This is a genomic window from Cytobacillus sp. FSL M8-0252 (assembly GCF_038007345.1).
In the GTDB taxonomy this organism is placed as follows: Bacteria; Bacillota; Bacilli; order Bacillales; family Cytobacillaceae; genus Cytobacillus; species Cytobacillus kochii.
On record NZ_JBBOWZ010000001.1, the window covers coordinates 4033623 to 4059358 of the forward strand.

Genomic DNA, 25736 nt, shown 5'->3' on the forward strand with positions numbered 1-25736 from the left:
CCTAATTCCTTAATATCATCGCACCAGCAATATCTGGACCTGCCCAGCCCGTACATAAACCAACTTCACAATCCTTCACTTGTCGGTCTGATCCCTCATAGTCGTGACGAATCTGTCGCACAATTTCAATCACATTATTCATTCCATGTGTGTATCCTTCTGAAAGCATGCCACCAGCTGTATTACTCGGCAGCTTCCCACCCATCTTGAGATGTCCATCGGCAACAAAGTCTCCCACTTCGCCTCTTTTCGCTATCTCATATGCCTCTAACTGCCGCAACACAACCCAACTATAGCAGTCATAAATAGATGCGACATCGAGGTCCTTTGCGGTAACCCCTGCCTTCTTGTATACATCCTTAGCAACATAGTCTGAAGCGACTTCATCTACATTGTTCCAATAATGTGCGTGTGAAACACATTGTCTAGCGGCGATTCCCATAATATAAGCGGGCTGCTTCGGTAATTGTTCAGCTCGTTTGGCGGATGTAACAATGATTGCATTTGCTTCGTCTGACTCTAAGCAGAAATCATGCTTATTAAATGGGAAGCTTAAATCAGGCGTATCATGATAAGCTTCCATTGTTAATGGCTTTCCATAAAAGAAGGCTTTCGGATTTCTTTGTGCATGCCCATAAAAACTCACACAAACATGACCTAGATGCTCCTTCGTTAACCCTGTTTCATGCATATGACGTGTGGCAAATAAGCCAAACCATTGCCCAGGACTACCTGCTCCATATGGGATGAGAAAGCTACCGCCATCCATCGCATTTTGCAGCATGTTCACATCCCAGCCACCACCGCCCATTCTTACGCCTGATCTGCCATTCATAGATCGATAAATAAGGACGGTATTTACTTGACCTGTTTCAATCAGACCAATCGCGTCAGCAATTAACATTTCTGTACTGCTTCCGCCACCCATAATATCTTTTACATATTTCGGTCTCACGCCTAAATAGGTAGATAATTGATGTGCCGTACATGAATCGTTTTCACTGTAACTCATAAATCCATCAATCTCTTTTGTCTCAAGTCCAGCATCAGCAATAGCTGCTCGCGCTGCATCTAACGCCAAATGTAACGGGGTTGTACCCGACTTTTTTGAACGTTCGCTTTCTCCAACTCCGACGATTGCATATTTGTTTTTAATGTTTTCCATCGTCAACTCCTCCTTATTCAAAGAATTCCAACAATACAGAACCTGATCCAACGATTTCTTTTATTGATTTAGCCGCTTGCAACTCAAATTCCACATATTTCTTTCCTTCGTCCTCGTATACGCGTTTTACAGTAGCTGCGCAAGTAATCTCATCCCCCGGTTTAGTCATCGCTCCAAAACGCATGTTAAACTTCGCTACTCTCGCAGTCACACCAGCTAATTGTTGGATATATTCTCCTAAGAATCCCATGACTAACATGCCATGTGCGATGGCTCCTGGTAATCCCATACTTCTAGCAAAAGCATCGTCGGTATGCAATAAGTTGTAATCTCCTGATGCTCCCGCGTATTTGACGAGTTGAACCTTCGATACCGCAGGCTTCACTAATGGTTTTAACTCTTGACCGTCTACCAAATCGGCAAATCTTAGCATTGTCATTCCTCCTCGTATCGTTATACTGCCTGGACTGGAGGCTGGGTATAGATGATATTCATGCGACTTGTAACCACTAAATCCCCCTCTGTGTCTCTCATTTCGGTATCCAGAATAATAAATTGCATCTTTCCTTTTTTTCCTTCTTTTTCATAAAGGTCTGCTACTTTTATTTGGCAAGTAAGAGACTCGCCTACTTTTAGTGGGCGATGATAAATAAAGGACTGCTCACCATGAAGCATTCTCTTTTTATCTAAATCTAGCTCTATTCCTTCACCCTCTACCCCTGCTACCACCGGAAAAGTAGGTGGCGCAATCAGCCCATTATAGGGACTCTGATTAGCATAAGTTGGTTCCGTATATAATGGATTGTCATCACCTATAGCTTGAGCAAATTGTTTAACATGTCTTTTATCCACTTCAAACATGAACGTTGACCCAGTCTTACCGATAATTGTCTGATCGAGCATCGATACCACTACCTCCTAGCGAGCATATTTTCTGTTTGTGCAGCGCTTGTTACAATTAGTGCATCTACCGCTTTTGCGCACTTTTCAGTCACAATGATTGGATTTAAATCTAGCTCTTCAATGTCATAATCTTGTACAAGTGAGGATACACGCAGTAAGATGTCGACAATGCCCTCTACATCAAGCGCTTCTTCACCTCGTACACCGTCGAAAATGGCTTTTCCTTTAATCTCATTTATCATTTCAAGCGCATCTTGTCTTGTGATCGGTGCAACCCGGAAAGCAATATCTTTGAACACTTCAACAAAAATGCCGCCTAAACCAAACATAATCACCGGTCCAAAGCTGGCATCTCTCGTCACACCAACGATAACTTCCGTCCCCTTTGCCACCATTTCCTGCACCATCACCCCATTAATGTGGGCATCAGGATGATATTTGTGAGCGGACAGAAGAATGTCATCGAATGCTTGCTTTACTTGCTCTGCATTTTGCAAGGAAAGACGTATACCACCTGCTTCTGTTTTATGCAAAATGTCTTTTGAATCAATTTTTAATACAACAGGATAACCAATACTGTTCGCTTGCTGAACCGCTTCATCCACGGTAGTTGCTAAGCTCTTTTTTGTAGTGGGAATTTCGTAAGCCTGTAGCACTTTGCTTGCATCCCATTCGCTTAAAATTTGATTCTCTTGCAGTAAATACGCTACGTTCTCTTTCTTCTGAATAGATGCCCGTTCTCGAACACTCTCTTTTTGATACGCACGATATTTTTCGCTATATTCGACTAACTTTGCGAGCGCAGATATCGCTTGTAAGTTACCCGGTATCACTGGAACACCATGGTCGACCATATATTGTTGCCCTTTAGGTATACTCATTCCTTCTAACGGAAATGTACTTACAAACACAAATTTATTCGTGTTTTTACACATCTCAACAAATTCTTGTAATTCCTTCGTCTCTTCATCCCAAAATAAGGGGAACTCTGTAAGAATGATATTGTCTACATCCGGATCCTCCATTAAGGCTTTTAATGGCGCAGTAAATAGCTCTGGTGCCGATACAGAAGCCGCTGCAGTTAGATCAATTGGGTTGGCTGCACTAGCAAAGGAAGGAATCACTTGTTTGATTTTCCGTTGAGTTTCCTCATTTAATTTTGGAATCAACAAGCCATTAGCTTCACAACGATCGGCTTCGTTAATCCCTCTGCCACCCGAGCTTGTAATAATTACGGTATTTCTCCCTGTTGGCAGTTTGCCAGATAAGAATAATTTCGAGAATGAAATAATTTCATCATAATCATTGGCTCTAATCATGCCAGTTTGTTTAAAAAATGCGTCATAAATATCGTTCGAGCCGGCTAATGAACCCGTATGAGAAGCGGCTGCTCTTTTTCCTGCAGTTCCTCGCCCTGCCTTCATAACGATAATCGGTTTCCCTTTTTCAAGCGCCTCGTATGCCAATCCCCTTAATTTTTTAGGTTTTTTCGCACCTTCCAAATAACCGCTGATCACTTTCGTTTGCTTTTCATGAACCATATACTCAACTACATCTTCAAAACTGGTATCCATTTCATTTCCAACACTCACAAAATAATTGAACGTTAATCCATGTTGGGCAGCAGCCATATACGTAAGCACACCAAAGGCGCCGCTTTGCGATACATACCCAACTGCGCGTTGTTCACTAAGAGGATAGCTCATAACAGCAGGAGAAAATGTACCGACCAGACCATTCAGCGTATTAACAAGGCCGACACAATTTGGACCAAGTAAACGGAGACCATGCTTTTTTGCATAATCCGCTATTTGTTTTTGTTGTTTTTCTCCCGACTCTCCAGTTTCAGAAAATCCTGAAGCAAAAATAATCGCTGCCTTCACTTTCTTTTCTACACATTGCTCTAGCCCTTGCTGAATCTGGTGAGCACTTAAACAAAAGATGACTAAATCAACTGCATGTGAAACCGCTTGTAAGGATGAGTAGCACTTCACTCCATGAATTGCATTTGAAGTAGGATGAATAGGAAAAATATCTCCTTGAAAGCCCCCATCTAATAATGCCTTCACCTGGATATTGCCAAGCTTCTTCGGGTTTTCAGATGCACCTAACACGGCTACTGATTGCGGATAAAAAAAAGAATGTAGCTCATCCTTTGCGGAAACGTTTTCATTTATCATTACATTCACCTCACTAAATAAAAATCAATTTCTTTCTATCGATAGCTTACAAAATGAACGCTAATGGATCAGGCGTAAAGAAAACATTAAACATTTAATTATTAGGTAGTAAAAAAAAGTAAATATCAACTAAACCTTTACTTACCGTAGGCAGAAACTTTCACAATTATTTTTTTACGTACTATATCATCTCGACTATGACACAAGATCACCTCGACAATGGCAAGGGATTACCACGAAAAAAAGACAATGATCACACAACTTGTGCTCATTGCCTCTTTTCCATTATCTCTATCCAGCGTAATAACTTACCTTCCACCCGTTTAGATGGGACTTTAATTCCTCGTTCTATCGTACTGATATAAGCTTGTGACACCTCAACTTCTTGCGCTAATTGTGATAACGACAAGCCATTTGTCACTCTTACTTCTCTTACACGTTTACCTAAAAGGACGTGATCTGTTAACGATTGATGGTCTTTCACTTTCACTTCAAAAGTCGTTTTCTTCAATTGAGCATACCTTTCAACAACTTCCTCAGGTGGCTGAATAATAATCTTTGCTTGCTTCCAAGTATTCCCCCAGCCTTTACTATCCACAATGGATTCTTCCCATGCTTCGTAATACCATGCAGAGAGTAAACCATCCTCTTGTAGCGTATCAAGCGCGCTCTCAAATCGTTCTCTTGTCCTTGAAGGCAATCTTATATTTAATGATTCACCTATCGCTGCGAGTAATGTTGAAATATAATGTGGTTTTAAATAATCGCCCTTCTTTGCCTGGACTCTCCAACGCCAATGCATATATCTCCCTAACCTCTTCTCCCAAGACCTTCTGTAAGGATCATACTGCAATATTTTAAGTGGTAGATGTATAACCTGCCTACCGGATCCATATAGAAATGGGGAAAATATAGGACCCATTTTATATTTCAACACTTGCTGTGATTCATTTTGGTCATACACGTCAAAAGCATTACCCATTAACCTTTTCTCGACTGGTTTTCCTTTTTGATATACCACAGTCTCTATATCGATCCAAAGATTTTTTATGATTGTAAGCGATTTCATAATTCTTAGACGTTGACTCCGCTCATACCCTCCGCGTCTCCCTTCTCCACCGCGTTTAGGTAACAAGCCCCTCATCCGAAGCAGTTCATCCACCTCTATCGTAATAACATCTTCATGATGCTTGGCGATAGCAAGAAAGTTGGCACATAACATATCGAGTACATCAACATCCAAATCTGTTAACGTAAAGCGATCTACATTTTGATCTTCTACTATCTCGTTAATCATCAATAAGCCTTGCACATGACCTTTCTGGATTCTTCTACAATACCTTTCTTTCTCTTGATCCCAATGAAAAACTTGATATAGCGCCTCTCGTACCGCTTGATAAGGGGCATTATTCATTACACAAATATTCTCTCTCTGAGAAGGGACTAGAGATGAATTTCTCCAATCTACTCCATGAGCGATAGCCTTTTCTAATTCCTGTACAGTGCATTTACTATATTTAAAAAGTTGATTGATCCATTTATCAGCATAATCATTTACGATTATCGTGAACATAGAAAGAAATTCTTTACTGTTCAGCAAAAAATTAGACAGGTATTGATAGAAGAGCTGATTTAATTCAGCTTTCTTTAGTTGACTGAGGTGCTCCATCCCAAGTTCGTCAGCCATTACATCTAATACCCACTCTGCGATTCCCCGCTGAAACCACTGACAAAACTCTTCCCAAGCAGCTTCCTCATTTAAAAAGGTATCCGCCCTTAGCCTATTTTCAATTGCTGAAATGGCAAGTCCCCTTAGTTGATGATCTAAAAAAACCATTGTAAATAGGGAGGAATAATTTTTGTTTTTCTCGATAAGAAAATGCACGATATGATCTGCCAATTGATGAATAAAGCGATCTCTTGCGATTTGTCTTAACGAATTAAAAACAGCCGGATTTTCTTGATATGCCTTTTCCCAAATCATAAAAGATTTGACACCTGAGATATAATAAATAGGTGCCTTCTCTTTTTCAATCGACTCTTGTTTGGCAATTGCTTCTTTTTGCTGTTCATAAATACATAGAATTAAAAAATTATCAATTTCATTTGTCAATTGTCTAGCTTTGCCTTCATTACGCTTCCCATTCCTACGAACAACTTTTTTAGTCATAAACCGTCTATTCCCTCCTACCCTTATTTCATTGAGTGACTTAGACAATGTTGGTCGTTATTTATTACAAGTGTAGCATAACAAAAGTTTAATTAACTATATATTTTAACTATTCAGAATAAAAATACCCGCCATGGAGGTACTTCCATGACGGTGTATGACTACTTTTCACCAGCATCAGCAAACCGCTTCAACCGCTCGCCTATCTCATCTCTTACACGAGTAAACGTTTGCCACTTTTCCTCTTCCGTGCCAATTGCTTTGGCAGGATCATCAAATCCCCAATGTTCTCGTTTCACTTCTTTCGGTGTTATAGGACATTTATCAGCAGCATCGCCACATAAGGTGACAACCAAATCCGCTTGATTTAAGATGTCGGTATTTATCACATCCGAAGTTTGCTGTGAGATATCTATCCCTGCTTCTTTCATCGCTTCTACAGCTTTTGGATTGAGTCCATGTGCTTCAATGCCTGCACTATAGACTTGCCAATCTTCGTTTAAATAATGCTTTGCCCAACCTTCAGCCATTTGACTTCTGCAAGAATTCCCTGTGCAAAGAAAATAAATGATTTTTTTCGTCATATGAACACTCCTTTAATGAATAATTAATAACCATATATAAAGACCTAATAAGGTGATAAATAAGGTGGGAATCGTTAGAATGATACCTGTTTTAAAGTAGGTACCCCAAGAAATCTTCACCCCTTTACGCGATAACACATGTAACCATAATAAAGTAGCAAGTGAACCAATTGGCGTGATTTTTGGTCCAAGGTCAGATCCGATGACATTGGCATAAATCAAGGCATCTTTCATCATACCTGTTGCATTCGTATCTGCAATGGCTAACGCATCAATCATCACTGTCGGCATGTTATTCATGACCGAAGACAAAATGGCAGCAATAAAGCCCATGCCCATTGTTGCGGCAAACAATCCTTGATCAACGGTTAATTGAAGAACATCTGTTAATAAGCTCGTTAGCCCAACATTCCGCAAACCATACACAACAACATACATTCCGACTGAGAAGAAAACAATATTCCACGGAGCCCCCTTCATGACGGATTTCACATCAACTGCATCACTTCTTCTAGAGATCATAAGAAAAATAAAAGCAATGATACTAGCAATAATCGATACAGGCACACCAACAAACTCACTTGCAAAATAGCCAACTAGTAATATCGCCAAAATCCACCATGAGTACTTGAATAATCGTGGATCCTTTATCGCTACACGTGGCTCCCGTAATTGCGTACCATCATAACGACCGGGTATGCTTTTTCTAAAAAACAAATAGAGAACCAAAATACTTGCCGCAACAGAAAATAAATTCGGTACAATCATGACAGTGAAAAATTCCACAAATCCGATGCCAAAGAAATCGGCCGATACAATATTAACAAGATTACTTACCACAAGGGGTAATGACGCTGTATCAGCGATAAAACCACTTGCAATAATGAATGGAAAGACCATTTTCTCATTAAAATTCAAGTTCCTTACCATCGAAAGAACAATCGGTGTCAAAATCAAGGCAGCCCCGTCATTCGCAAACAGAGCAGATACAATCGCTCCAAGCAAAATCACGTAGACAAACATTTTTACACCATGCCCTTTTGCCGCTCTCGCCATATGCAAGGCAGACCATTCAAAGAAACCGATCTCATCTAAAATTAAAGAAATAATAATAATAGCGATAAATGTTAACGTTGCATTCCATACAATCGACGTTACATCCAAAACATCTTGGAAATCTACCACACCAACTAGTAAAGCCAATATCGCTCCACCACAGGCAGACCAACCAATAGACAACCCTTTAGGTTGCCAGATGACTAAAATAAGTGTGATTAAAAAAATCACTGATGCCAAAACCACTGACGTTGTCATACCCATTCCTCCTTAATCACACAATACGCGCAAACCTTGTTTTTCAAGACTTTCAAGTAGCCCCTCTTGACTTGGAAGCTGATTTAATAAAATACAAACGAAGGGAAAGTTCTCATATTGTTTATTTAAACCGTAATAAACCCATTGACCCCTTCTTGATTCAAAGATCAAACCAACATCACGTAACTTACGTAAATGCTGACTAATAGCTGGCTGGCTCATATCAAATAAATGAACAAGCTCACAAACACAGCATTCCCTTGATTCAAGAATCTTCACCATCTTTAGCCTTGTTTTATCGCCTAACAGCTTTAACACAAGCGCAACTTCCTCAATTGTACTTTTCATTAAGGTACTCCTTTATCGTATAAGTAAATGCTTATATCCTTATGCTATTTTATAGATAAATCTATAGTTAAGCAATCCCTGTTAGAAAAAAACGCATCAAATTTTTTTGATTTATTTCTTGATTTTCCAATTATAGTTAAAGTATACTGATAACACATCAAAAAAATTTGATAGGAAGTGCAAACCATGAAACCATTCATTGAATATGAAAAACAATTTAAAGCATTAGCCGACCAAAAAAGACTAGAAATTATGTATGAGCTATGCCAACGGGGACAGACATGCGTTTGTGATTTATCCGAGATTTTCTCTCTTCCGCAATCGAAATTATCCTATCATTTAAAGATTTTGCTCGATGCTGGTTTAATTACAAAAGAGACAAAAGGAAAATGGAATTACTATGAATTAAATGAGCAATCCGTTAACCATCTCTTATCAGAAGAACTTTGTTGTATCTTTAGAAAATCAAGTAATTCTTGTTGCAATTAAAAGGAGGCATTTCAAATGAAATATGTGCATATCGGCATTAACGTAACCAATTTAGAAGCATCTATCGCCTTTTATTCAAAAGTATTTGGTGTTTCTCCAATCAAGGTCGAACCCACTTACAGTAAGTTTTTACTAGAACAACCTGGACTCAACTTTACCCTTAATGTTAAAGACGAAGTAAACGGTAATCAAGTGAATCACTTTGGTTTCCAAGTAGAAACACAAGAAGAAATCGATCACCATAAACAACGATTAGAACAAGAAGGATTCTTCGCACGTGAAGAACGGGATACCACTTGCTGCTACGCTCTGCAAGACAAGTTTTGGATCACCGATCCAGATGGGAATGAGTGGGAGTTTTTTTATACGAAGGCGGATAGTGAAGTTCAGAGTGAGGGATGCTGTGTAGATATTTAAGGGATATTTCTTTCATTTCCTAAAATAACAAGTAATTTAAAAAACATATATACTAATCAGTGCCTTGTTTTTAACTTACTATAATCCTCCACATGGAGCATAAAGTGAAATATAACTACCTTTAGTATTAATATGTTTGCTTAACAACAATACTGTACTTCTTAGTGCCTCTCAAATCCTGCTTATTATGTACATAATATTCCTAATTTTCAATTATAATAGGATGTGTAGTAGCAGAAAAAGGAGGGGTAAACCCTAATGAAAAAAAGATACTATAAAATATTTGCCTTATTAATTCTGCTAGGTGTCATTACTTTTTTGATTTATAACTATATAAACAATTATAGATTTGCTAGTGAAGTTTATTCTTTTAGGGGTGAAGGACAAAACTGGGTTGTTACCTCTAAATATACATCTATTCATCAGGATAACTATAGGCATGAGATAAAAATAGAATATACTGGTGATGACAAAAATGTATTAGTTGACCATTGGTATTTTCATTCTTCACTATTTGGCACCGGCGACGGTGGGGAAACGCTTGATGATAATAACCAGCTTAGTAAAAGAGAGGATGGGACATTCATGTTTACGCCAAATAAAATGCATACATTCGAAATAGAATGGAATGGCAATAAAGAGACGTTTGATGTTAACCTATTGGAGGATTATTAATTTTTGTGAATAGCTTGGTTTTATATGTTATTGGTTTTAACCAAATAAAAAACCACCAAATATGTATTTGGTGGAGACGGAGGGAGTCGAACCCTCGTCCAAAGATATTGGCACTTAAGCTTCTACGAGTGTAGTCGATATATTCGTGTTTCGCTGCTCCTTATGCCTATCGACGGGCGTCCGGGCAGCTAGTCTGGTTGTTCTCTTCCTTCATCCTCAGACGGTGGAATCCGGCGTAGCCCACTAAATTTGAGTCCCTTACCCTACCACATGGGCGATGGAGGGAGGAACCGCTAAAGGCCTATTAGGCAGCTAAAGCGAAGTTGTTTTGTTGTTTGCCAGTTATAGGCTTTGACGTTTTAACGAGGACGATCCCCTCGACTCGCAACCTAAGCTCAAACTATCCCTGTCGAATCCGTAGCGTCCCCATTGGATAGTAGCAGTTTTTTAAAGCTGCTAACTGTATTAGGTGCGCAACTGAGTCGTTGCAGCATACGGAATGCTCGATAAACTTTGAGCAAAGATTGTGCACTTCTATTTGAAGTGACAATTACTATTATAGCACAAACAAACGAAATATCAATTGTAAGCTTTTGGTATATTACATTTTTTGTCTTTCGCGGAAGGCACGCTCAACTTCTCGTTTCGCTTCTTTTCGTTTTAAGTCTTCGCGCTTATCATATTTCTTTTTACCCTTCGCTAATCCAACTAAAACCTTTGCGAAACCATTTTTTAAATATAGTTTTAATGGAACAAGGGCATAGCCGCTTTCTTTTGACTCACCTATTAGTTTGTTAATTTCTTTCCGGTGTAGTAAAAGCTTTCTCGTTCTTAATGGGTCGTGGTTATGAATATTCCCTTGCTCGTAAGGACTAATATGCATACCAATAATGAATAATTCATTATTAACAATTCGTGCATAGGCATCTTTTAGGTTCACACGTCCGTTACGAATAGATTTAATCTCTGTTCCTTGTAAAACAATACCCGCTTCATATGTTTCTTCGACAGTATAATCATGATAGGCTTTTTTATTTTGGGCGATTGTTTTCCCTGCACCTTTTGGCATCTCTTTCTCATCTCCCTTAAATCACAGCAGTTTTATTTATTTTAGCAAAAACAAAGGAAAGAAGGAAGAAAGCCTTACAAAAAAGGCTTCCTCCATTAGTCTATTAACGTTTCTTTTTTCGTTTTGCTTTCGGCGCATTTTCATAGAATTTGCGTTTTTTCTTTTTCTTACCCTCTGGCTTACCAGATTTTTCACCTCGTTCTGGCGCAGCAGATTTCCTTGGCTTTCTTTCTGAACTACCTGTTTTAAACACTTTTGTTTCTTGTCGGCGTTCTCTTCTAGGCGTGCCTTTCATTCCAACAATCTCAAAGTCGATCGCACGTTCATCTTTATTGACATTGATGACACGAACGGTAATTTCATCACCAATGCGGAATACATTCCCTGTACGTTCGCCGATCATTGCCATTTGTCGTTCTTCATAGCGATAATAATCATCGGTCATATAGCTGACATGGATTAAACCTTCTATCGTGTTTGGTAGTTCGACAAACATCCCAAAGTTCGTAACAGAGCTAATCATACCATCATATTCTTCACCAATTTTATCAAGCATGTATTCTGCTTTTTTCAATTCATCGGTTTCACGTTCGGCATCGACTGCTCTTCGCTCCATTTCAGAAGCATGATCCGCGATTTCAGGTAACATCGCATTCCATTTTTCTTGGGTGCGATCGTCTATCTTACCTTCGATCAAATACGTACGAATGAGACGGTGAACAATTGTATCTGGATATCGACGAATTGGCGAGGTGAAGTGTGTATAAAACTCTGTTGATAGTCCGAAGTGACCCAAGCTTTCTGGATCGTACTTCGCTTGTTGCATGGATCGAAGCATCATTGTTGAAATCACCATTTCCTCTGGTGTCCCCTGTACTTCTTCTATAATATCCTGCAATGCCCGCGGATGAACAGCGTTGGCTGTTCCTTTCACAATATAACCAAAGTTTGTAATAAACTCAAAGAATCTTCTGAGCTTATCTTCTTTCGGGTCTTCATGAATACGGTAAATAAACGGTACTTCCATCCAATGAAAATGCTCTGCAACCGTTTCATTCGCTGCTAGCATAAATTCCTCAATGAGTCTTTCTGCTACTGAACGTTCGCGAATGACGACATCTTTTGGGTCACCCTCTTCATTCACTAACACTTTCGCTTCTTTAAAGTCAAAATCAATGGCGCCACGATGCATACGCTTTTTACGAAGAATCGCAGCTAATTCTTCCATTCGCTTAAACATTGGTACGAGTGGCTCATAGCGTTCAATTAATTGTTCATCGTTATCTTCCAAAATTTTATTCACATCCGAATAAGTCATTCTTTCGGTTGTTTTAATGACGCTTTGGAAAATCTCATGATTGACCACTTCACCATCAGGCGTAATTTCCATCTCACATGAAAGTGTGAGACGATCTACTTTTGGATTTAAAGAACAAATTCCATTCGATAGGCGATGGGGAATCATAGGTATTACACGATCGACTAAGTACACACTAGTTGCTCGTTCCTCTGCTTCTACATCAATTGGTGATCCTTCAGTTACGTAATAAGATACATCAGCAATATGCACACCTAATTTATAATGACCATTATCAAGTTGCGTCACAGTAACAGCATCATCTAAATCTTTCGCATCTGCACCATCAATCGTCACAATCGTTTCGCCTCTTAAATCTCGACGATTTTCAATTTCTTTTTCATCAATCTCATCAGGCGTTTCTTCTGCCTGCTTTAACACATCATCAGGGAATTCCATCGGTAACCCATGTTTATGAATAATGGAAAGAATATCAACGCCTGGATCGTTTTTATGACCCAGAATTTCCATTACTTCACCTTCCGCACTCTTTCTTCCTTCAGGATAAGTTGTGAGCTTAACAACAACTTTATGTCCTTCTACTGCCCCTTTAGAAGCAGCTTTTGGGATAAAGATATCACTGGCAAACTTTTTATCATCTGGAATAACAAAGCCAAAATGCTTACTCTCAGTGTATGTACCAACGATTTGTTGCACACCACGTTCCAAAATGCGGACGATGGTTCCTTCTTTTCTTTGACCAGCGCTTTCTGCTGCTACACGGGCTAAGACAATATCACCGTGCATGGCATTATTTGTTTCATTTGGTGGGATAAATAAATCATCGAGTCCTGGTTCATCTGGAATAACAAAGGCAAATCCTTTGGCATGACCAGATAATTTCCCGCGCACAAGATTCATTTTTTCAGGTAATCCATAGCGATTACTCCTTGTACGCACAACTAAGCCTTGTTCCTCCATAATGACTAAAGTCTTTACAAAATCCTTAAATTGGGTGGAGTCTTCTATCCCAAAGGCCTCCTCCATTTCTTGTACTGTTAGAGGCTTGTACGCCTCGTCCTTCATATAATTTAATAGTTTATCGACCAGCTCTTTTTTGTGGTTATCCACGATTGACAACACTCCTCAAACTTCGATCCAACTTACACTTGCCAATCAAGCTGCTCTAAGAATTGATACACATCTTCATGCAGCTGATCTCTTTCCTTATCAAGTGTAATGACATGACCGGATTCTTCATACCATTTAATCTGTTTTTGATCATTTTCTACTTCATTGTATATAATATTCGCGCTTTCAGTATTAATCATATGATCTTCTCTTGATTGCACAACAAAAGTCGGAGAATAAATCATATCCACATTATGACGAACATCTGCAATTAATGCTTGTAATGCCTTTAATGTGTTCATTGGTGTTTCTTTAAACTTAGCTACTTCTTCTTCGATTTGTTCGGGTGATTTTCCTTCTAGCTTCTTATATTGTCGGGCATAATCAACGACATTATCGTACATCACTTCTTCAGATTTAATATGCATAGGTGCACACATGGTTATAATACCCTTTACAGGTACAGTGTAACCTAATTTCAAGGAAAATACCCCACCAAGAGATAAGCCGGCAATCGCGATTTCTTCATGCCCCATTTCCTTTAGGTGTTGATAACCATTCATGACGTCTTGCCACCAATCTTCTGGTCCCGTATGGACAAGTTCTTCCGGCGGGACGCCATGGCCTTTATATAATGGCGCATGACAAGTATAACCTTTCCCTTCTAGGAATCTTGCCATCATGCGAACATCTGCTGTATTACCAGTAAACCCATGTAATAATAATACTGCTCGTTTACCATCTCCAAATGTGAATGGTTTTGGTTGAACTACTTTCATTATGTAAACTTCCTTTCAATCAAACGTTTGTTTAACATGATTAGTTTTCCCTGTAATAGGCAAAATAAAAACCCGACCTTTCGTTGAGGCCAGGCATTGCATTGTTCGTCTCTATTTATAGAGCAAAATAAGAAACTGCGATTGTTAAAATAAAGAATAAAACAGCTAAAACAATCGTCAAACGATGTAAAATCAAATCTAAGCCGCGTGCTTTTTGTTTACCAAAAAGCTGCTCCGCTCCACCAGAAATCGCACCTGAAAGACCTGCACTTTTTCCTGATTGAAGTAAAACAACGGCAATTAAACCGATAGACACAATGACTAGCAATGTAATTAAAAGTGTATGCATGTGGGCACCTCCATATCAACCATTTACGTACAATAATAATACTCAAATTTTAGCATATTTACTATGTACAGACAAGTTAATCTATCATGAAATGTCAAGTTCATGCCCGCATGCCTATTTGCGCATCTACAAATTATTAACAAAAATGGTAATCTCATTATTGTACGATGTGATTAGCCACTTTTCAGGAAAGACTCTATTATATATATTTCTGTATTTTTGATTTTTCTTTTCAAAGTAGTATACAAAGAAGTGGTTTTAGAAATTTGACGCCATTCCTTGATAAATGAGTCAACATTCGTAGTGAATCCGAAAATTTGACGTGATTTCCATGATAAACGAGTCAGAATCCTTAGTGATTCCGAAAATTTGACGCGGTTCCTTGATTAATGAGTCAAAATCCGTAGTGAATCCAAAAATTTGACGCAGTTCCATGATTAACGAGTCAGATTCCGTAGTGGATTCAAAAATTTGACGCGGTTCCTTGATTAATGAGTCAAAATCCGTAGTGAATCCAAAAATTTGACGCGTTTCTATGATAAACGAGTCAGGGCTTTTGGTTTTGACATTTCTTTATTTATCTCGCCATGTATTTACGCGTATTTTCCACTACGGAGATCGGCATCCCTTAAAACCTAAAATAGCCAAAAAAAACAAACACCATTTACAAAATGATGTTTGTTTTTTTAAGACATTATTTACTCAAGTTATAAAAAGATTTCAATCCGTCATACACAGCTAAATCACCAAGCTCGTCTTCGATGCGAAGTAGTTGGTTGTATTTTGCAATACGATCTGTACGGCTCATTGAACCTGTTTTGATTTGACCAGCATTCGTAGCTACAGCGATATCAGCGATTGTTGCGTCTTCTGATTCGCCAGAACGGTGAGAAACGACTGCTGTGTAACCAGCACGTTTCGCCATTTCGATCGCTTCAAATGTTTCAGTTAATGTACCGATTTGGTTTACTTTAATAAGGATTGAGTTTCCTACACCTTGTTCAATTCCTTGTGCTAGCTTTTTCGTGTTTGTAACGAATAGGTCGTCCCCTACTAATTGAACTTTACCACCGATGCGTTCAGTTAATAATTTGTGGCCTTCCCAGTCGTTTTCATCTAATCCATCTTCAATCGAGATGATTGGGAATTCAGAAACAAGCTCCTCGTAGAAAGAAACCATTTCTTCTGAAGATAATCCAAGACGACCTTCTCCAGTTAAATCATATTTGCCGGTTTCTTTGTTAAAGAATTCAGATGAAGCAACGTCCATTGCAAGGTAAATATCTTTACCTGCTTCGTAACCTGCATTGCTAATCGCTTCAATGATGACTTCTAGCGCTTCACGGTTTGACCCAAGGTTTGGTGCGAAGCCACCCTCGTCACCTACTGCCGTGTTTAAGCTTTTAGATGAAAGAACTTTTTTCAATGAATGGAAAACTTCAGCACCCATACGGATCGCTTCTTTGAATGTAGGAGCGCCAACAGGCATAATCATGAATTCTTGGAAATCAACATTGTTATCCGCATGAGAACCACCATTAATGATATTCATCATTGGTGTTGGTAATTGTTTCGCATTGAAACCACCAAGATAGCGGTATAATGGTAAACCAACAGACTCTGCTGCTGCATGCGCACAAGCCATAGAAACACCAAGAATCGCATTTGCACCTAATTTACCTTTATTTTCTGTGCCATCTAGTGCGATCATTGTACGGTCAATACCTACTTGATCAGTTACGTCAAAACCAATAATTGCTTCAGAAATTAAGTTATTCACATTATCTACTGCTTTTTGAACACCTTTACCTAAGTAACGATCCTTGTCTTCGTCACGAAGTTCAACGGCTTCATATTCACCAGTTGATGCACCAGATGGTACAATCGCACGGCCGAAGAAGCCAGACTCGGTTAATACTTCTACTTCTACTGTTGGATTTCCACGTGAATCTAATACTTCACGAGCATATACATGTTGGATAAATGGCATGATAATCTCTCCTTTTTCATTGGCTGTCATCTTGTCAAACTTCATTTATATGTAAGGCACGGATGTTCACAAAAAAGTGAACACCGGCACTTATTTAATTAATGTAGAACCAGTCATTTCTTCAGGTTGAGACACTTTTAATAAATCAAGTATAGTTGGAGCTAAATCTCCTAATATACCATCTTCACGTAATATTAGACCTTTTTCCGTTACAATAACAGGTACTGGATTAGTTGTATGAGCTGTCATTGGATGATCATCAAGAGTAATGACCTCATCCGCATTGCCGTGGTCAGCGGTGATAATCGCTTTTCCACCTTTAGCAATAATGGCGTCAATCACTTTTCCAAGACATTCATCAACCGTTTCAACAGCTTTAATTGTTGGTTCTAGCATTCCTGAGTGCCCCACCATATCAGGGTTAGCAAAATTTAATATAATGGCATCATGCTTATCTTGACTAATTTCATCAAGCAAAGCATCTGTTACTTCGTAGGCGCTCATTTCAGGCTTTAAATCATAAGTAGCAACTTTAGGTGAGTTAATCAAAATCCGTTCTTCACCAGGAAATTTTGCTTCTCTTCCTCCACTCATAAAGAATGTAACATGAGGATACTTCTCTGTTTCTGCAATTCTCAGTTGCGTTAAGTGATTTTGTGAAAGTACTTCTCCAAGAGTATTATCTAGGTTTGTCGGTTTAAATGCAACATACCCGTCAACTGTTTCACTAAAATGGGTTAAACAAACAAAGAATAAAGTCTTTGGATGGCCTATACCACGATCAAATGAACGGAAGTCTTTGTTTGTAAACGTATTTGAAATCTGAATCGCGCGGTCAGGTCTAAAGTTGTAAAAAATCATAGCATCATTATTACTAACTTTTCCAACAGGTAATCCATCTTCCTTCACAATAACAGAAGGAATAACAAATTCGTCATAAATACCGTTCGCATAACTATCTTCGACTAATTCATGGGCACTATGATAAGCAGGACCTTCGCCATACACCATCGAACGATAAGATTTCTCCACACGTTCCCAACGATTGTCACGATCCATTGAGTAATAACGACCTGAAATAGAGGCGAATTCACCTACACCAATTTCTTTCATTTTCGCTTCTGCCGCTTGAATATATCCTCTAGCTGTCTGCGGACCAACATCACGTCCATCAAGAAAACCATGGACATAGACCTTTTTTAATCCTTCATCACTAGCTAGCTGAAGGAGGGCATACAAGTGGTTAATGTGACTATGCACACCACCGTCTGACAATAATCCCATCAGATGAAGGCTTGTATTGTTTTTCTTCGCATGATTAATCGCTGCAAGGAATGTTTCATTCTGCTCAAAGTGACCCTCACGAATAGCCACATTTACTCTTGTTAAGCTTTGATAAACAATGCGTCCGGCCCCGATATTCATATGACCGACTTCGGAGTTCCCCATTTGTCCTTGTGGTAAACCAACCGCTTCTCCACTTGCTGTTAAATAAGCGTGTGGATACTCATTCCATAACCGATCAAAATTCGGTTTTTTCGCTTGAGCAACAGCATTGCCTTTGACTTCTTCTCTATGGGCAAAGCCATCAAGAATAATCAAAGCAACAGGTGATTTACTCATACTTACCCGCCTCCAATAATTGCAGGAAGGAAGAGGGCTCAAGACTTGCGCCACCGACAAGTGCACCGTCAATATCCGCTTGACTCATATATTCTTTAATGTTTGCCGGTTTCACACTACCACCATATTGAATGCGAAGAGCTTCGGCGATTTCCTCAGAAAACTGTTTACTAACGACAGAACGAATATGGGCACATACTTCGTTTGCATCTTCTGCTGAAGATGACTTTCCTGTACCAATAGCCCATATCGGTTCATAAGCGATGACAGCCTGTTTTAATTGCCCATCAGATAATCCCGACAACGCTGCTTCAACTTGATGTCCAACAAAACTCATTGTTTCATTGTTTTCTCTTTGTTCAAGTGTTTCACCTACGCAAATGATGGGAGTGAGGTTATGTGCAAATGCTGACTTCGCTTTTTTATTCACAGTCTCATCAGTTTCATTGAACATTTCGCGACGTTCTGAATGACCAATGATGACATATGATACACCTAAGTCTTGAAGTGCAACAGGGCTGATTTCGCCAGTAAATGCGCCATTATCTTCAAAATGCATGTTTTGTGCACCAATGGCAACAGGTGAACCTTCCACACCATCTACAAGACGCTCTAAAAATAGGGCTGGAGCACACACGATTGTATCCATATCCATTTCATCTGGAACAAGACCATTAATCTCTTCAATAAAGGACTTCGCCTCATTCATTGTTTTATGCATTTTCCAGTTACCTGCAATAATCGGCTTACGCATACTATCTCGTCCTTTCCTTTTTATTACTTATTTATCATTTAAAGCGACAACACCTGGAAGGGCTTTTCCTTCCATAAATTCTAATGATGCACCGCCACCTGTTGAAATATGACTCATACGATCAGCAAAATGGAATTTCTCGACTGCTGCTGCAGAATCACCACCACCGATAACAGAGTATGTGTCATTTGCTTCCGCTAATGCTTCTGCTACTGCTTTTGTTCCACCAGCAAACTGATCCATTTCAAATACACCCATCGGTCCATTCCAAATGACTAGCTTACTATCTGCAATTACTTCACTATATAAATTAGCCGTTTCAGGACCAATATCTAATGCCATCCAATCTCCTGGAATCTCGTTAATAGCCACTATTTTACTATCTGCGTCTTCAGCAAAACGATCGGCAACGACAGCATCAATTGGCATTAGAAATTTCACGCCTTTTTCTTCCGCTTTTTTCATAAACGTTTTCGCTAATTCTAATTTATCTTCTTCTAATAGAGAATTGCCAATATCATGGCCTTGTGCTTTTACAAACGTAAAGGCTAGACCGCCACCGATAATTAAATTATCTACTTTATCTAATAGATTATCAATGACATCGATTTTATCTTTTACCTTTGCACCACCAATGATAGCTGTAAAAGGTCTGTCAGGGTTTGACAATGCCTTGCCTAACACTTCTAATTCTTTTTCCATTAGTAAACCAGAAACCGCTGGGATATGGTGGGCAATTCCTTCTGTCGATGCATGTGCACGATGTGCTGCACCAAAAGCATCATTTACATAAACATCTGCTAATTGGGCAAAAGCTTTAGCAAGTTCAGGATCATTCTTCTCTTCACCTGGGTAAAAGCGAACATTCTCTAGTAATAGAACATCGCCCTCTTCTAAACCATCTACTGCCTGTTCTACTTTTTCTCCGTACGCCTCATCTGCATAGGCAACATTTTTTCCTAGCAAGGCAGATAATCTTTCTGCAACAGGAGTTAACCTTAACTCTTCTACTACTTGTCCTTTTGGACGCCCTAAATGAGAAGCTAAAATCACTTTCGCTCCTTGGTCAATTAGATAGTTAATTGTCGGAATTGCTGCGCGGATACGTGTTTCATCCGTGATTTGTCCCTCTTTCATTGGCACATTAAAGTCTACACGACAAAATACGCGTTTTCCTTTTAGTTCTACATCTTTTACGCTCTTTTTGTTCATAGTAAAAGGCCCTCCTAAACATAATAATAGACTATTTTCTAGTTAGCTGCTTGTACTACAAGAAAGGCGAATGTTCATTCATTTATATGTATAAAAATCACCGTTTTCTTTCTTACTCGCGCAAGAAAAGCGCGAAAACGTATAGAAAAAGTCAAAATAAAAGGGAGAGGTATGGTCCCTTTCTCCCTTCACCATTTATCATTATAGACGTTCATTCATCTAATATCCATAAAGATGTGAGTTTGTAAGCAAAATTTTATTTTTAATGTTTACCAAACCTACATTTATAATCCTTTTTCAGCCATATATTCCATTAAATCAATCACTCTGTGAGAATAACCACTTTCATTGTCATACCATGATATGACTTTGACCATATTGCCTTCCATAACCATTGTAGATAATCCATCAACGGTTGATGATGCAGGATTTCCATTGTAATCACCTGAAACTAATGGTTCCTCACTAAAGCTAAGAATATCCTTTAACTCTCCATTTGCGGCAGATTTCAATGCTTCATTCACTTCATCGACTGTGACATCTTTATCAAGCTCGGCAACTAAATCAACTAGAGAAACATTCGGTGTTGGAACACGAATGGCACCACCATTTAATTTCCCTTTTAATTCTGGTAGAACAAGAGAAACGGCTTTTGCTGCTCCAGTTGTTGTTGGAATAATATTTTCTGCAGCTGCTCTTGCTCGACGATAATCTTTATGAGGCAAATCAAGAATTTGCTGGTCATTTGTATAGGAGTGGACAGTTGTCATCATTCCTCGTTTAATTGTAAATGAATCATGTAAAACTTTCGCCAACGGTGCTAAGCAATTCGTCGTACAAGAAGCATTTGATACGATATGATGGTTGTCAGGATCATATGACTCATGATTCACACCCATTACAATCGTTAAATCTTCATCGGTTGCCGGAGCAGATATAACCACTTTCTTCGCACCTGCTTCTAAGTGCTTCGCTGCATCTGCTCGTTTTGTAAAGCGGCCTGTAGATTCAACAACTAACTCAACACCTAAATCACCCCAACCAATATCAGCTGGATTTCTTTCTGCTAACACTTTAACCTTTTTGCCACCTACGATTAAGTTATCGCCGTCTACCTTTACCTCGTGCGGAAATGCTCCATGAATGGAGTCGTATTTTAATAAATGAGCTAGCATATTCGCATCTGTTAAGTCATTTATCGCAACGATTTCTACATTTTCCTTTTCAAAGCTCGCACGAAATACGTTTCTGCCAATTCTTCCAAATCCGTTTATTCCCACTTTAATTGTCATATTATGAAACCTCCGTTAATTAATTGTTTTTAGTAATTCCTCTGCCACAATCTCATCTGTGACAAGTATTGTTTGTCTTGGTGCTTGTTTCATGTAGGCAGCAATCGCTTTAGCCTTTGTTGATCCACCTGCAACGGCAATCACATATTCTGCATGTTGCAAATCTTCTAGTTGTAGTCCTACTGTTTGCAAACGATGGACCACTTTACCCTCTTCATTAAAGTAATACCCGAATGCTTCAGCAATCGCACCTGATTCTGATAATTCCTTTATATTTCCCTTATGGGTACCACGTCTTTCTGCCATCTCAAGTGCATTGCCAATACCGTGAATAACGATATTCGCCTTTTTTATCACTTTCAACACTTGCTTTATTTCTGGTTCCTTGATGATGGATTGATACATTTCTTCACCGACGACATCTGGGACATACAATGTTTGGTATGTGCCGCCCGATTCTTCTGCCATTCGCGCCGCTAATGTATTGGCTTGGAATCTCATATCTGTGCCGACGCCTCCACGGGCTGGAACAAATAAGACATCCACCATATGTTGCTGTTTCCTTAGCGCTGCAGCTACAGTTGAAATTGTGGATCCACCCGTCACTGCAATGGTCATCCCTCCATTAGCTATCGCCTGAACAAGGCGGGCTACTTCTTTTCCTAACTCTGACTTTACTGTTTCATCCTTATCAGTATCCCCATAAGTAAGTAGCACCTTTTCTATTTGAAGCATTTTTGTCAAGTTTATTTCTTTATCATTTAATCCCGACCATTCTTTAATTACCTCGTGGAGATCTACAAGGAGATGCTTTCCAGCCTCCGATAGTTTCGTTCCTTGTGCATCTACAATAATTAAGCCTTGTTCTCTTAAAAAATCGAGTTCTCCGCGTAATACTCTTTCGGTCATCCCTACTTTTGTCGCTAAACTCCTTCTTCCTACAGGCTCCATTAAAGAGGTTTGTTGCAAAATTTCATATCGTCTTTTCATTATTTCCATCAAGTCTGGAATTACTTTTTGAGTAACATTCATCCACTTATTCAATTTTTTACTCCTTTATATGGACATTATATGTCCACGCAAGACATTTTGTGTCCCACGAGAATAAAAATATATAATGAAGTCAAAACTTCATTTTTTTCTTCTTTATTCTTATACCCTTTTTACAATAATTTAATCATCAATCTTTAAAAATAACCCTACAACTTTATATTAGCAGGGTTATTTTTATTTTTCAATCATTTATCACTTTCCCAACTTAACTTCTCAGAAAGAGTGACATAATCTACTTGTCCATATTGAAGGATCTCACCGTCTACCTCAATAACTGGAATCATTAAACCAAAGCGTTCTGTTAGATCATCACTTGTTTCAATATCAATGGCTTCATATTGAAATAGACTTTCTTCTTGGACCATCTCAATGACAAGCTCAGCTTGCTCACATAAAGGGCATCTTTTTCTTGTATACAGTTTAACAATCTGCAATAATCATCCACCCCACTCTTTTATTCGTATCTTTTTCTTTTTGAAGAAGATGGAATTTTTAATTGATCACGATATTTTGCAACTGTTCTTCTTGATATCACAATACCTTTTTCCTCTTCTAATCGCTTGACTATCACTTGATCTGAAAGAGGTTTTTTCTTATCTTCACTTTTGACCATGTCACTTATTGCGTTTTTCGCCTGCTCAGATGATGCATTCTCAAACGACGTCGTCTTAATCGTACTAGAAAAAAAGGATCGCAATTCAATCGTTCCAAATGGCGTTTGCGCATATTTTTCACGGACCGCACGACTGACAGTTGATTCATGTATCTCTAATTCATCGGCTATCTCTTTCATTGTCATCGGTTGCAAATAATTTGGGCCCTTCCAGAAGTATTCAGGCTGTTTTTCAACAATTTTTAATGCTACTTTTAATAATGTTTCTTTTCTTTGTTCTATACTTCTAGCAATCCAATGAAAGTCCGTTTTTTTCTCTTGCAAAAAACGATTCACTTCTTGATCTCCATCTGCTTGAAACTTACGAAAATAGCTCTCATTAAAGCGAATCTTTGGTAGCACATCATCATATATACTTACAGAAAAAGTCCCATCTTCCCACTGAATAACGACTTCTGGTGTAATATATGGTGCTAACTCATTTTGGAAGGATGCAGCTGGTCTTGGATTTAGTGTTTGCACAAGATCAAAAACTTCTTGGATTTCTTTTAGTTCTACTTTCAGGTTTTTCGCTATTTCTTTCCATTTCTTATCAGCAAAAAGAAGAAAATAATCACTAATGACTTTCTCAGCGATTTCATTATAAGGGTGAAGTCTCTCTAATTGTAACCATAGACACTCCTGTAAGTCTCTCGCCGCTACTCCTGCAGGTTCTAAACTTTGAATCTCTATCAACGCTTCATTCATATCCTCTTCACTTACGTTGAATTTTTCCGCAACAGTTTGTATGTCTGTCTGTAAGTAACCGTTTTCATCTAAACATCCAATGAGATAGGAAATGAGTTTATATTCCATATGATTTAATTCTGCGATCGCTAACTGCGAATGTAAGTATTCTTGTAATGTTGTATGGTTTTTTGAACCGATTTGTTCAATCCAGTCCTGTTTATTGTCATCTACTTTTTGTTTTGATGGTTTCATTCGGTCAAATCTCGAATCGGCTGCTTGTGCAGGACTCGCTTCAATTTGCATAAGGGGATTCTCTAACGCCTTACTTTCCAAAAAGGCAGACAATTCTTGTGTATTATATTGTAACAGCGCAATCGCTTGTGTAAGCTCTTGTGTCATGGTCAATTTTAATGTTTGCTGTTGCCACAACCCTGCTTTCAAGTTCATTCTAAAAACCCCCCTTATTCTCATTCTACAATAATCACCTGAAATAGTGTATAGAAATAAATTGGTAGCTCACTACATAACTATTCAGATTGTAGAGTAAATATCATCAAAAAAGAAAAAGGAAGATTTGTGGAAACTAAACAATTATTAGATTTTTCAGTTATTTTTCCCTTTAGTTACAAAAAGGACGTTTGTCGACCATACTCTATGAATATGTGATAGAATCTATCATATTGGGCAAATTTTACGAAAGTAAAAGACGCAAAGCCACGGGCCTAAAGCATATATTGTCATGGCAGCCGGGTTGCAGATGTGTGAGGTGATTATTTCCGCTTGAATCACCCTTACCTCTTATGGACTTTCTAAAGGTCTCCTATATAAAAACCTTTCTAATTTTGCCTAAATTTCCCACAAAAAAGAAAGGTGTGTCTTATGATCTATCCAACCGTTCAAAGCGATGAAACCCATTTAACCCACATTGTAAAAGACAAACACTCTTGTATATGCGGTTTCCGCTATAATGTTTTTGCTACATTTACGAGGAAAGATTTGAAGAAAATCCAATTTAGATCGAATGAAAAAATTACTTGTCCCGTATGCAAAGCAACAGTAAATGAGGATTAATTGTATACATACCAAATTTAAAAGCCAACCATATAATCATGCGAAGGGTTGGCTTTTATGATGAAGTTGAAAATTTAATGATGACAAATCGAATGAGCCAACCAATTATGACACCAGGAATGACAGCTATCATTGGTAACCATACAGGCCCAAAAAACACGCCAAATATTGATACCTCTGTTGAATACATAAGACCAACCGTTACAAAATAAGCACAAAATACAAATGGTAAGAATGAATATTTACTCCCTTCACCCCCAGCATCCTTATAAGCATCCCAAATAGCGAAGAAGTATAAACACGGATAGAACATTAACCATCCATAATTAGCTGCTTCAGCAGCTTGATGAACTTTCCCTTGAAAGCTTAACATAATAATTTCGTTAAAATTACCCATGACATTAAATAAAATTTCTAAAACTAAAAATACAGTACCTTTAAACAATTTACCATTTAAATATTGACCAAAACCGGGAAAAGCAATCGACCAAAACAATTTCTCAATCGGGTTATTTTTTCTCACAGAACA

General features: G+C 38.6%; 24 protein-coding genes, 1 other RNA gene and 1 riboswitch. Of the genes, 3 read left to right on the top strand and 22 right to left on the bottom strand.

All coding sequences use genetic code 11. The annotated features are described in order from the left end of the window. Position 1: 1 nt before the first annotated feature. The 8 genes from MKX83_RS20475 to MKX83_RS20510 all read right to left on the bottom strand — a co-directional run bounded on the left by MKX83_RS20475 (position 2) and on the right by MKX83_RS20510 (position 8664). The gene (locus tag MKX83_RS20475; protein ID WP_095371926.1) at positions 2–1165 is read right to left on the bottom strand and encodes a thiolase C-terminal domain-containing protein; all 1164 of its coding nucleotides are present in this window, start codon (positions 1163–1165) and stop codon (positions 2–4) included. Positions 1166–1178: 13 nt separating this feature from the next. Next, positions 1179–1598: a MaoC/PaaZ C-terminal domain-containing protein gene (locus tag MKX83_RS20480; RefSeq protein WP_095371925.1), complete on the bottom strand. Its 420-nt coding sequence runs from the start codon at positions 1596–1598 to the stop codon at positions 1179–1181. 20 nt (positions 1599–1618) lie between these two features. Beyond that, a complete protein-coding gene (locus tag MKX83_RS20485) occupies positions 1619–2068 on the bottom strand; it encodes a MaoC family dehydratase N-terminal domain-containing protein (RefSeq protein WP_095371924.1) in 450 nt (149 codons plus the stop codon). 8 nt (positions 2069–2076) lie between these two features. Then, entirely contained in the window at positions 2077–4248 is a 2172-nt protein-coding gene (locus MKX83_RS20490) for an acetate--CoA ligase family protein (protein WP_095371923.1), read from the bottom strand. 268 nt (positions 4249–4516) lie between these two features. Further along, a complete protein-coding gene (locus tag MKX83_RS20495) occupies positions 4517–6418 on the bottom strand; it encodes a helix-turn-helix domain-containing protein (RefSeq protein WP_322910459.1) in 1902 nt (633 codons plus the stop codon). A 161-nt stretch (positions 6419–6579) separates the two neighbouring features. Next, positions 6580–7002, bottom strand: coding sequence for an arsenate reductase (thioredoxin) (arsC, locus tag MKX83_RS20500; protein ID WP_307317771.1), 423 nt, complete (start codon positions 7000–7002; stop codon positions 6580–6582). Between the two features lie 12 nt (positions 7003–7014). After that, positions 7015–8316 (bottom strand): arsenic transporter, encoded by a 1302-nt coding sequence (locus MKX83_RS20505; protein WP_322910458.1) that lies wholly within the window; start codon positions 8314–8316, stop codon positions 7015–7017. Positions 8317–8328: 12 nt separating this feature from the next. Further along, positions 8329–8664 carry an ArsR/SmtB family transcription factor gene (locus MKX83_RS20510; RefSeq protein WP_322910457.1) on the bottom strand — a complete coding sequence of 112 codons (336 nt, stop codon included), beginning with the start codon at positions 8662–8664 and terminating at the stop codon, positions 8329–8331. 186 nt (positions 8665–8850) lie between these two features. Between MKX83_RS20510 and MKX83_RS20515 the strand changes: the two genes are divergently transcribed. From MKX83_RS20515 to MKX83_RS20525, 3 genes are all read left to right on the top strand, one after another. Then, positions 8851–9153: an ArsR/SmtB family transcription factor gene (locus MKX83_RS20515; RefSeq protein WP_095371917.1), complete on the top strand. Its 303-nt coding sequence runs from the start codon at positions 8851–8853 to the stop codon at positions 9151–9153. A 15-nt stretch (positions 9154–9168) separates the two neighbouring features. Next, positions 9169–9570: an ArsI/CadI family heavy metal resistance metalloenzyme gene (locus MKX83_RS20520; protein WP_095371916.1), complete on the top strand. Its 402-nt coding sequence runs from the start codon at positions 9169–9171 to the stop codon at positions 9568–9570. A gap of 258 nt (positions 9571–9828) precedes the next feature. Then, on the top strand, positions 9829–10245 hold the full coding sequence (locus MKX83_RS20525; RefSeq protein WP_322910456.1) for a hypothetical protein: 417 nt from the start codon (positions 9829–9831) through the stop codon (positions 10243–10245). A gap of 68 nt (positions 10246–10313) precedes the next feature. Here the strand turns inward: MKX83_RS20525 and ssrA are convergent. The 14 genes from ssrA to MKX83_RS20595 form a co-directional block, all read right to left on the bottom strand. After that, positions 10314–10673: a transfer-messenger RNA gene (gene ssrA / locus MKX83_RS20530) on the bottom strand. Between the two features lie 173 nt (positions 10674–10846). Next, positions 10847–11314 carry an SsrA-binding protein SmpB gene (gene smpB, locus MKX83_RS20535; RefSeq protein ID WP_095371914.1) on the bottom strand — a complete coding sequence of 156 codons (468 nt, stop codon included), beginning with the start codon at positions 11312–11314 and terminating at the stop codon, positions 10847–10849. Positions 11315–11417: 103 nt separating this feature from the next. Further along, positions 11418–13697, bottom strand: coding sequence for a ribonuclease R (rnr, locus tag MKX83_RS20540; RefSeq protein WP_412728606.1), 2280 nt, complete (start codon positions 13695–13697; stop codon positions 11418–11420). Between the two features lie 77 nt (positions 13698–13774). Beyond that, the gene (locus MKX83_RS20545; protein WP_095371912.1) at positions 13775–14521 is read right to left on the bottom strand and encodes an alpha/beta hydrolase; all 747 of its coding nucleotides are present in this window, start codon (positions 14519–14521) and stop codon (positions 13775–13777) included. A gap of 115 nt (positions 14522–14636) precedes the next feature. Next, positions 14637–14870 carry a preprotein translocase subunit SecG gene (gene secG, locus MKX83_RS20550; RefSeq protein WP_095371911.1) on the bottom strand — a complete coding sequence of 78 codons (234 nt, stop codon included), beginning with the start codon at positions 14868–14870 and terminating at the stop codon, positions 14637–14639. A gap of 694 nt (positions 14871–15564) precedes the next feature. Continuing rightward, entirely contained in the window at positions 15565–16860 is a 1296-nt protein-coding gene (eno, locus tag MKX83_RS20555; RefSeq protein ID WP_307317794.1) for a phosphopyruvate hydratase, read from the bottom strand. 90 nt (positions 16861–16950) lie between these two features. After that, positions 16951–18483, bottom strand: a complete 1533-nt coding sequence (gpmI, locus tag MKX83_RS20560; protein WP_341052150.1) for a 2,3-bisphosphoglycerate-independent phosphoglycerate mutase — start codon at positions 18481–18483, stop codon at positions 16951–16953. After that, entirely contained in the window at positions 18476–19237 is a 762-nt protein-coding gene (gene tpiA, locus MKX83_RS20565; protein WP_341052152.1) for a triose-phosphate isomerase, read from the bottom strand. Before tpiA ends, gpmI begins: the two co-directional genes overlap by 8 nt. 27 nt (positions 19238–19264) lie before the next feature. Continuing rightward, positions 19265–20449: a phosphoglycerate kinase gene (locus MKX83_RS20570; protein ID WP_307317798.1), complete on the bottom strand. Its 1185-nt coding sequence runs from the start codon at positions 20447–20449 to the stop codon at positions 19265–19267. A 284-nt stretch (positions 20450–20733) separates the two neighbouring features. After that, entirely contained in the window at positions 20734–21741 is a 1008-nt protein-coding gene (gene gap, locus MKX83_RS20575) for a type I glyceraldehyde-3-phosphate dehydrogenase (protein WP_224937085.1), read from the bottom strand. A gap of 15 nt (positions 21742–21756) precedes the next feature. Then, positions 21757–22785, bottom strand: coding sequence for a sugar-binding transcriptional regulator (locus MKX83_RS20580; protein ID WP_341057520.1), 1029 nt, complete (start codon positions 22783–22785; stop codon positions 21757–21759). Positions 22786–22979: 194 nt separating this feature from the next. Then, entirely contained in the window at positions 22980–23228 is a 249-nt protein-coding gene (locus MKX83_RS20585; RefSeq protein WP_322910452.1) for a glutaredoxin family protein, read from the bottom strand. A 20-nt stretch (positions 23229–23248) separates the two neighbouring features. After that, entirely contained in the window at positions 23249–24583 is a 1335-nt protein-coding gene (gene rpoN / locus MKX83_RS20590; RefSeq protein ID WP_307317805.1) for an RNA polymerase factor sigma-54, read from the bottom strand. A gap of 226 nt (positions 24584–24809) precedes the next feature. Beyond that, positions 24810–24895, top strand: a riboswitch (cyclic di-GMP riboswitch). 367 nt (positions 24896–25262) lie between these two features. Further along, positions 25263–25730: a hypothetical protein gene (locus tag MKX83_RS20595; RefSeq protein ID WP_095371903.1), complete on the bottom strand. Its 468-nt coding sequence runs from the start codon at positions 25728–25730 to the stop codon at positions 25263–25265. Positions 25731–25736 lie beyond the last annotated feature (6 nt).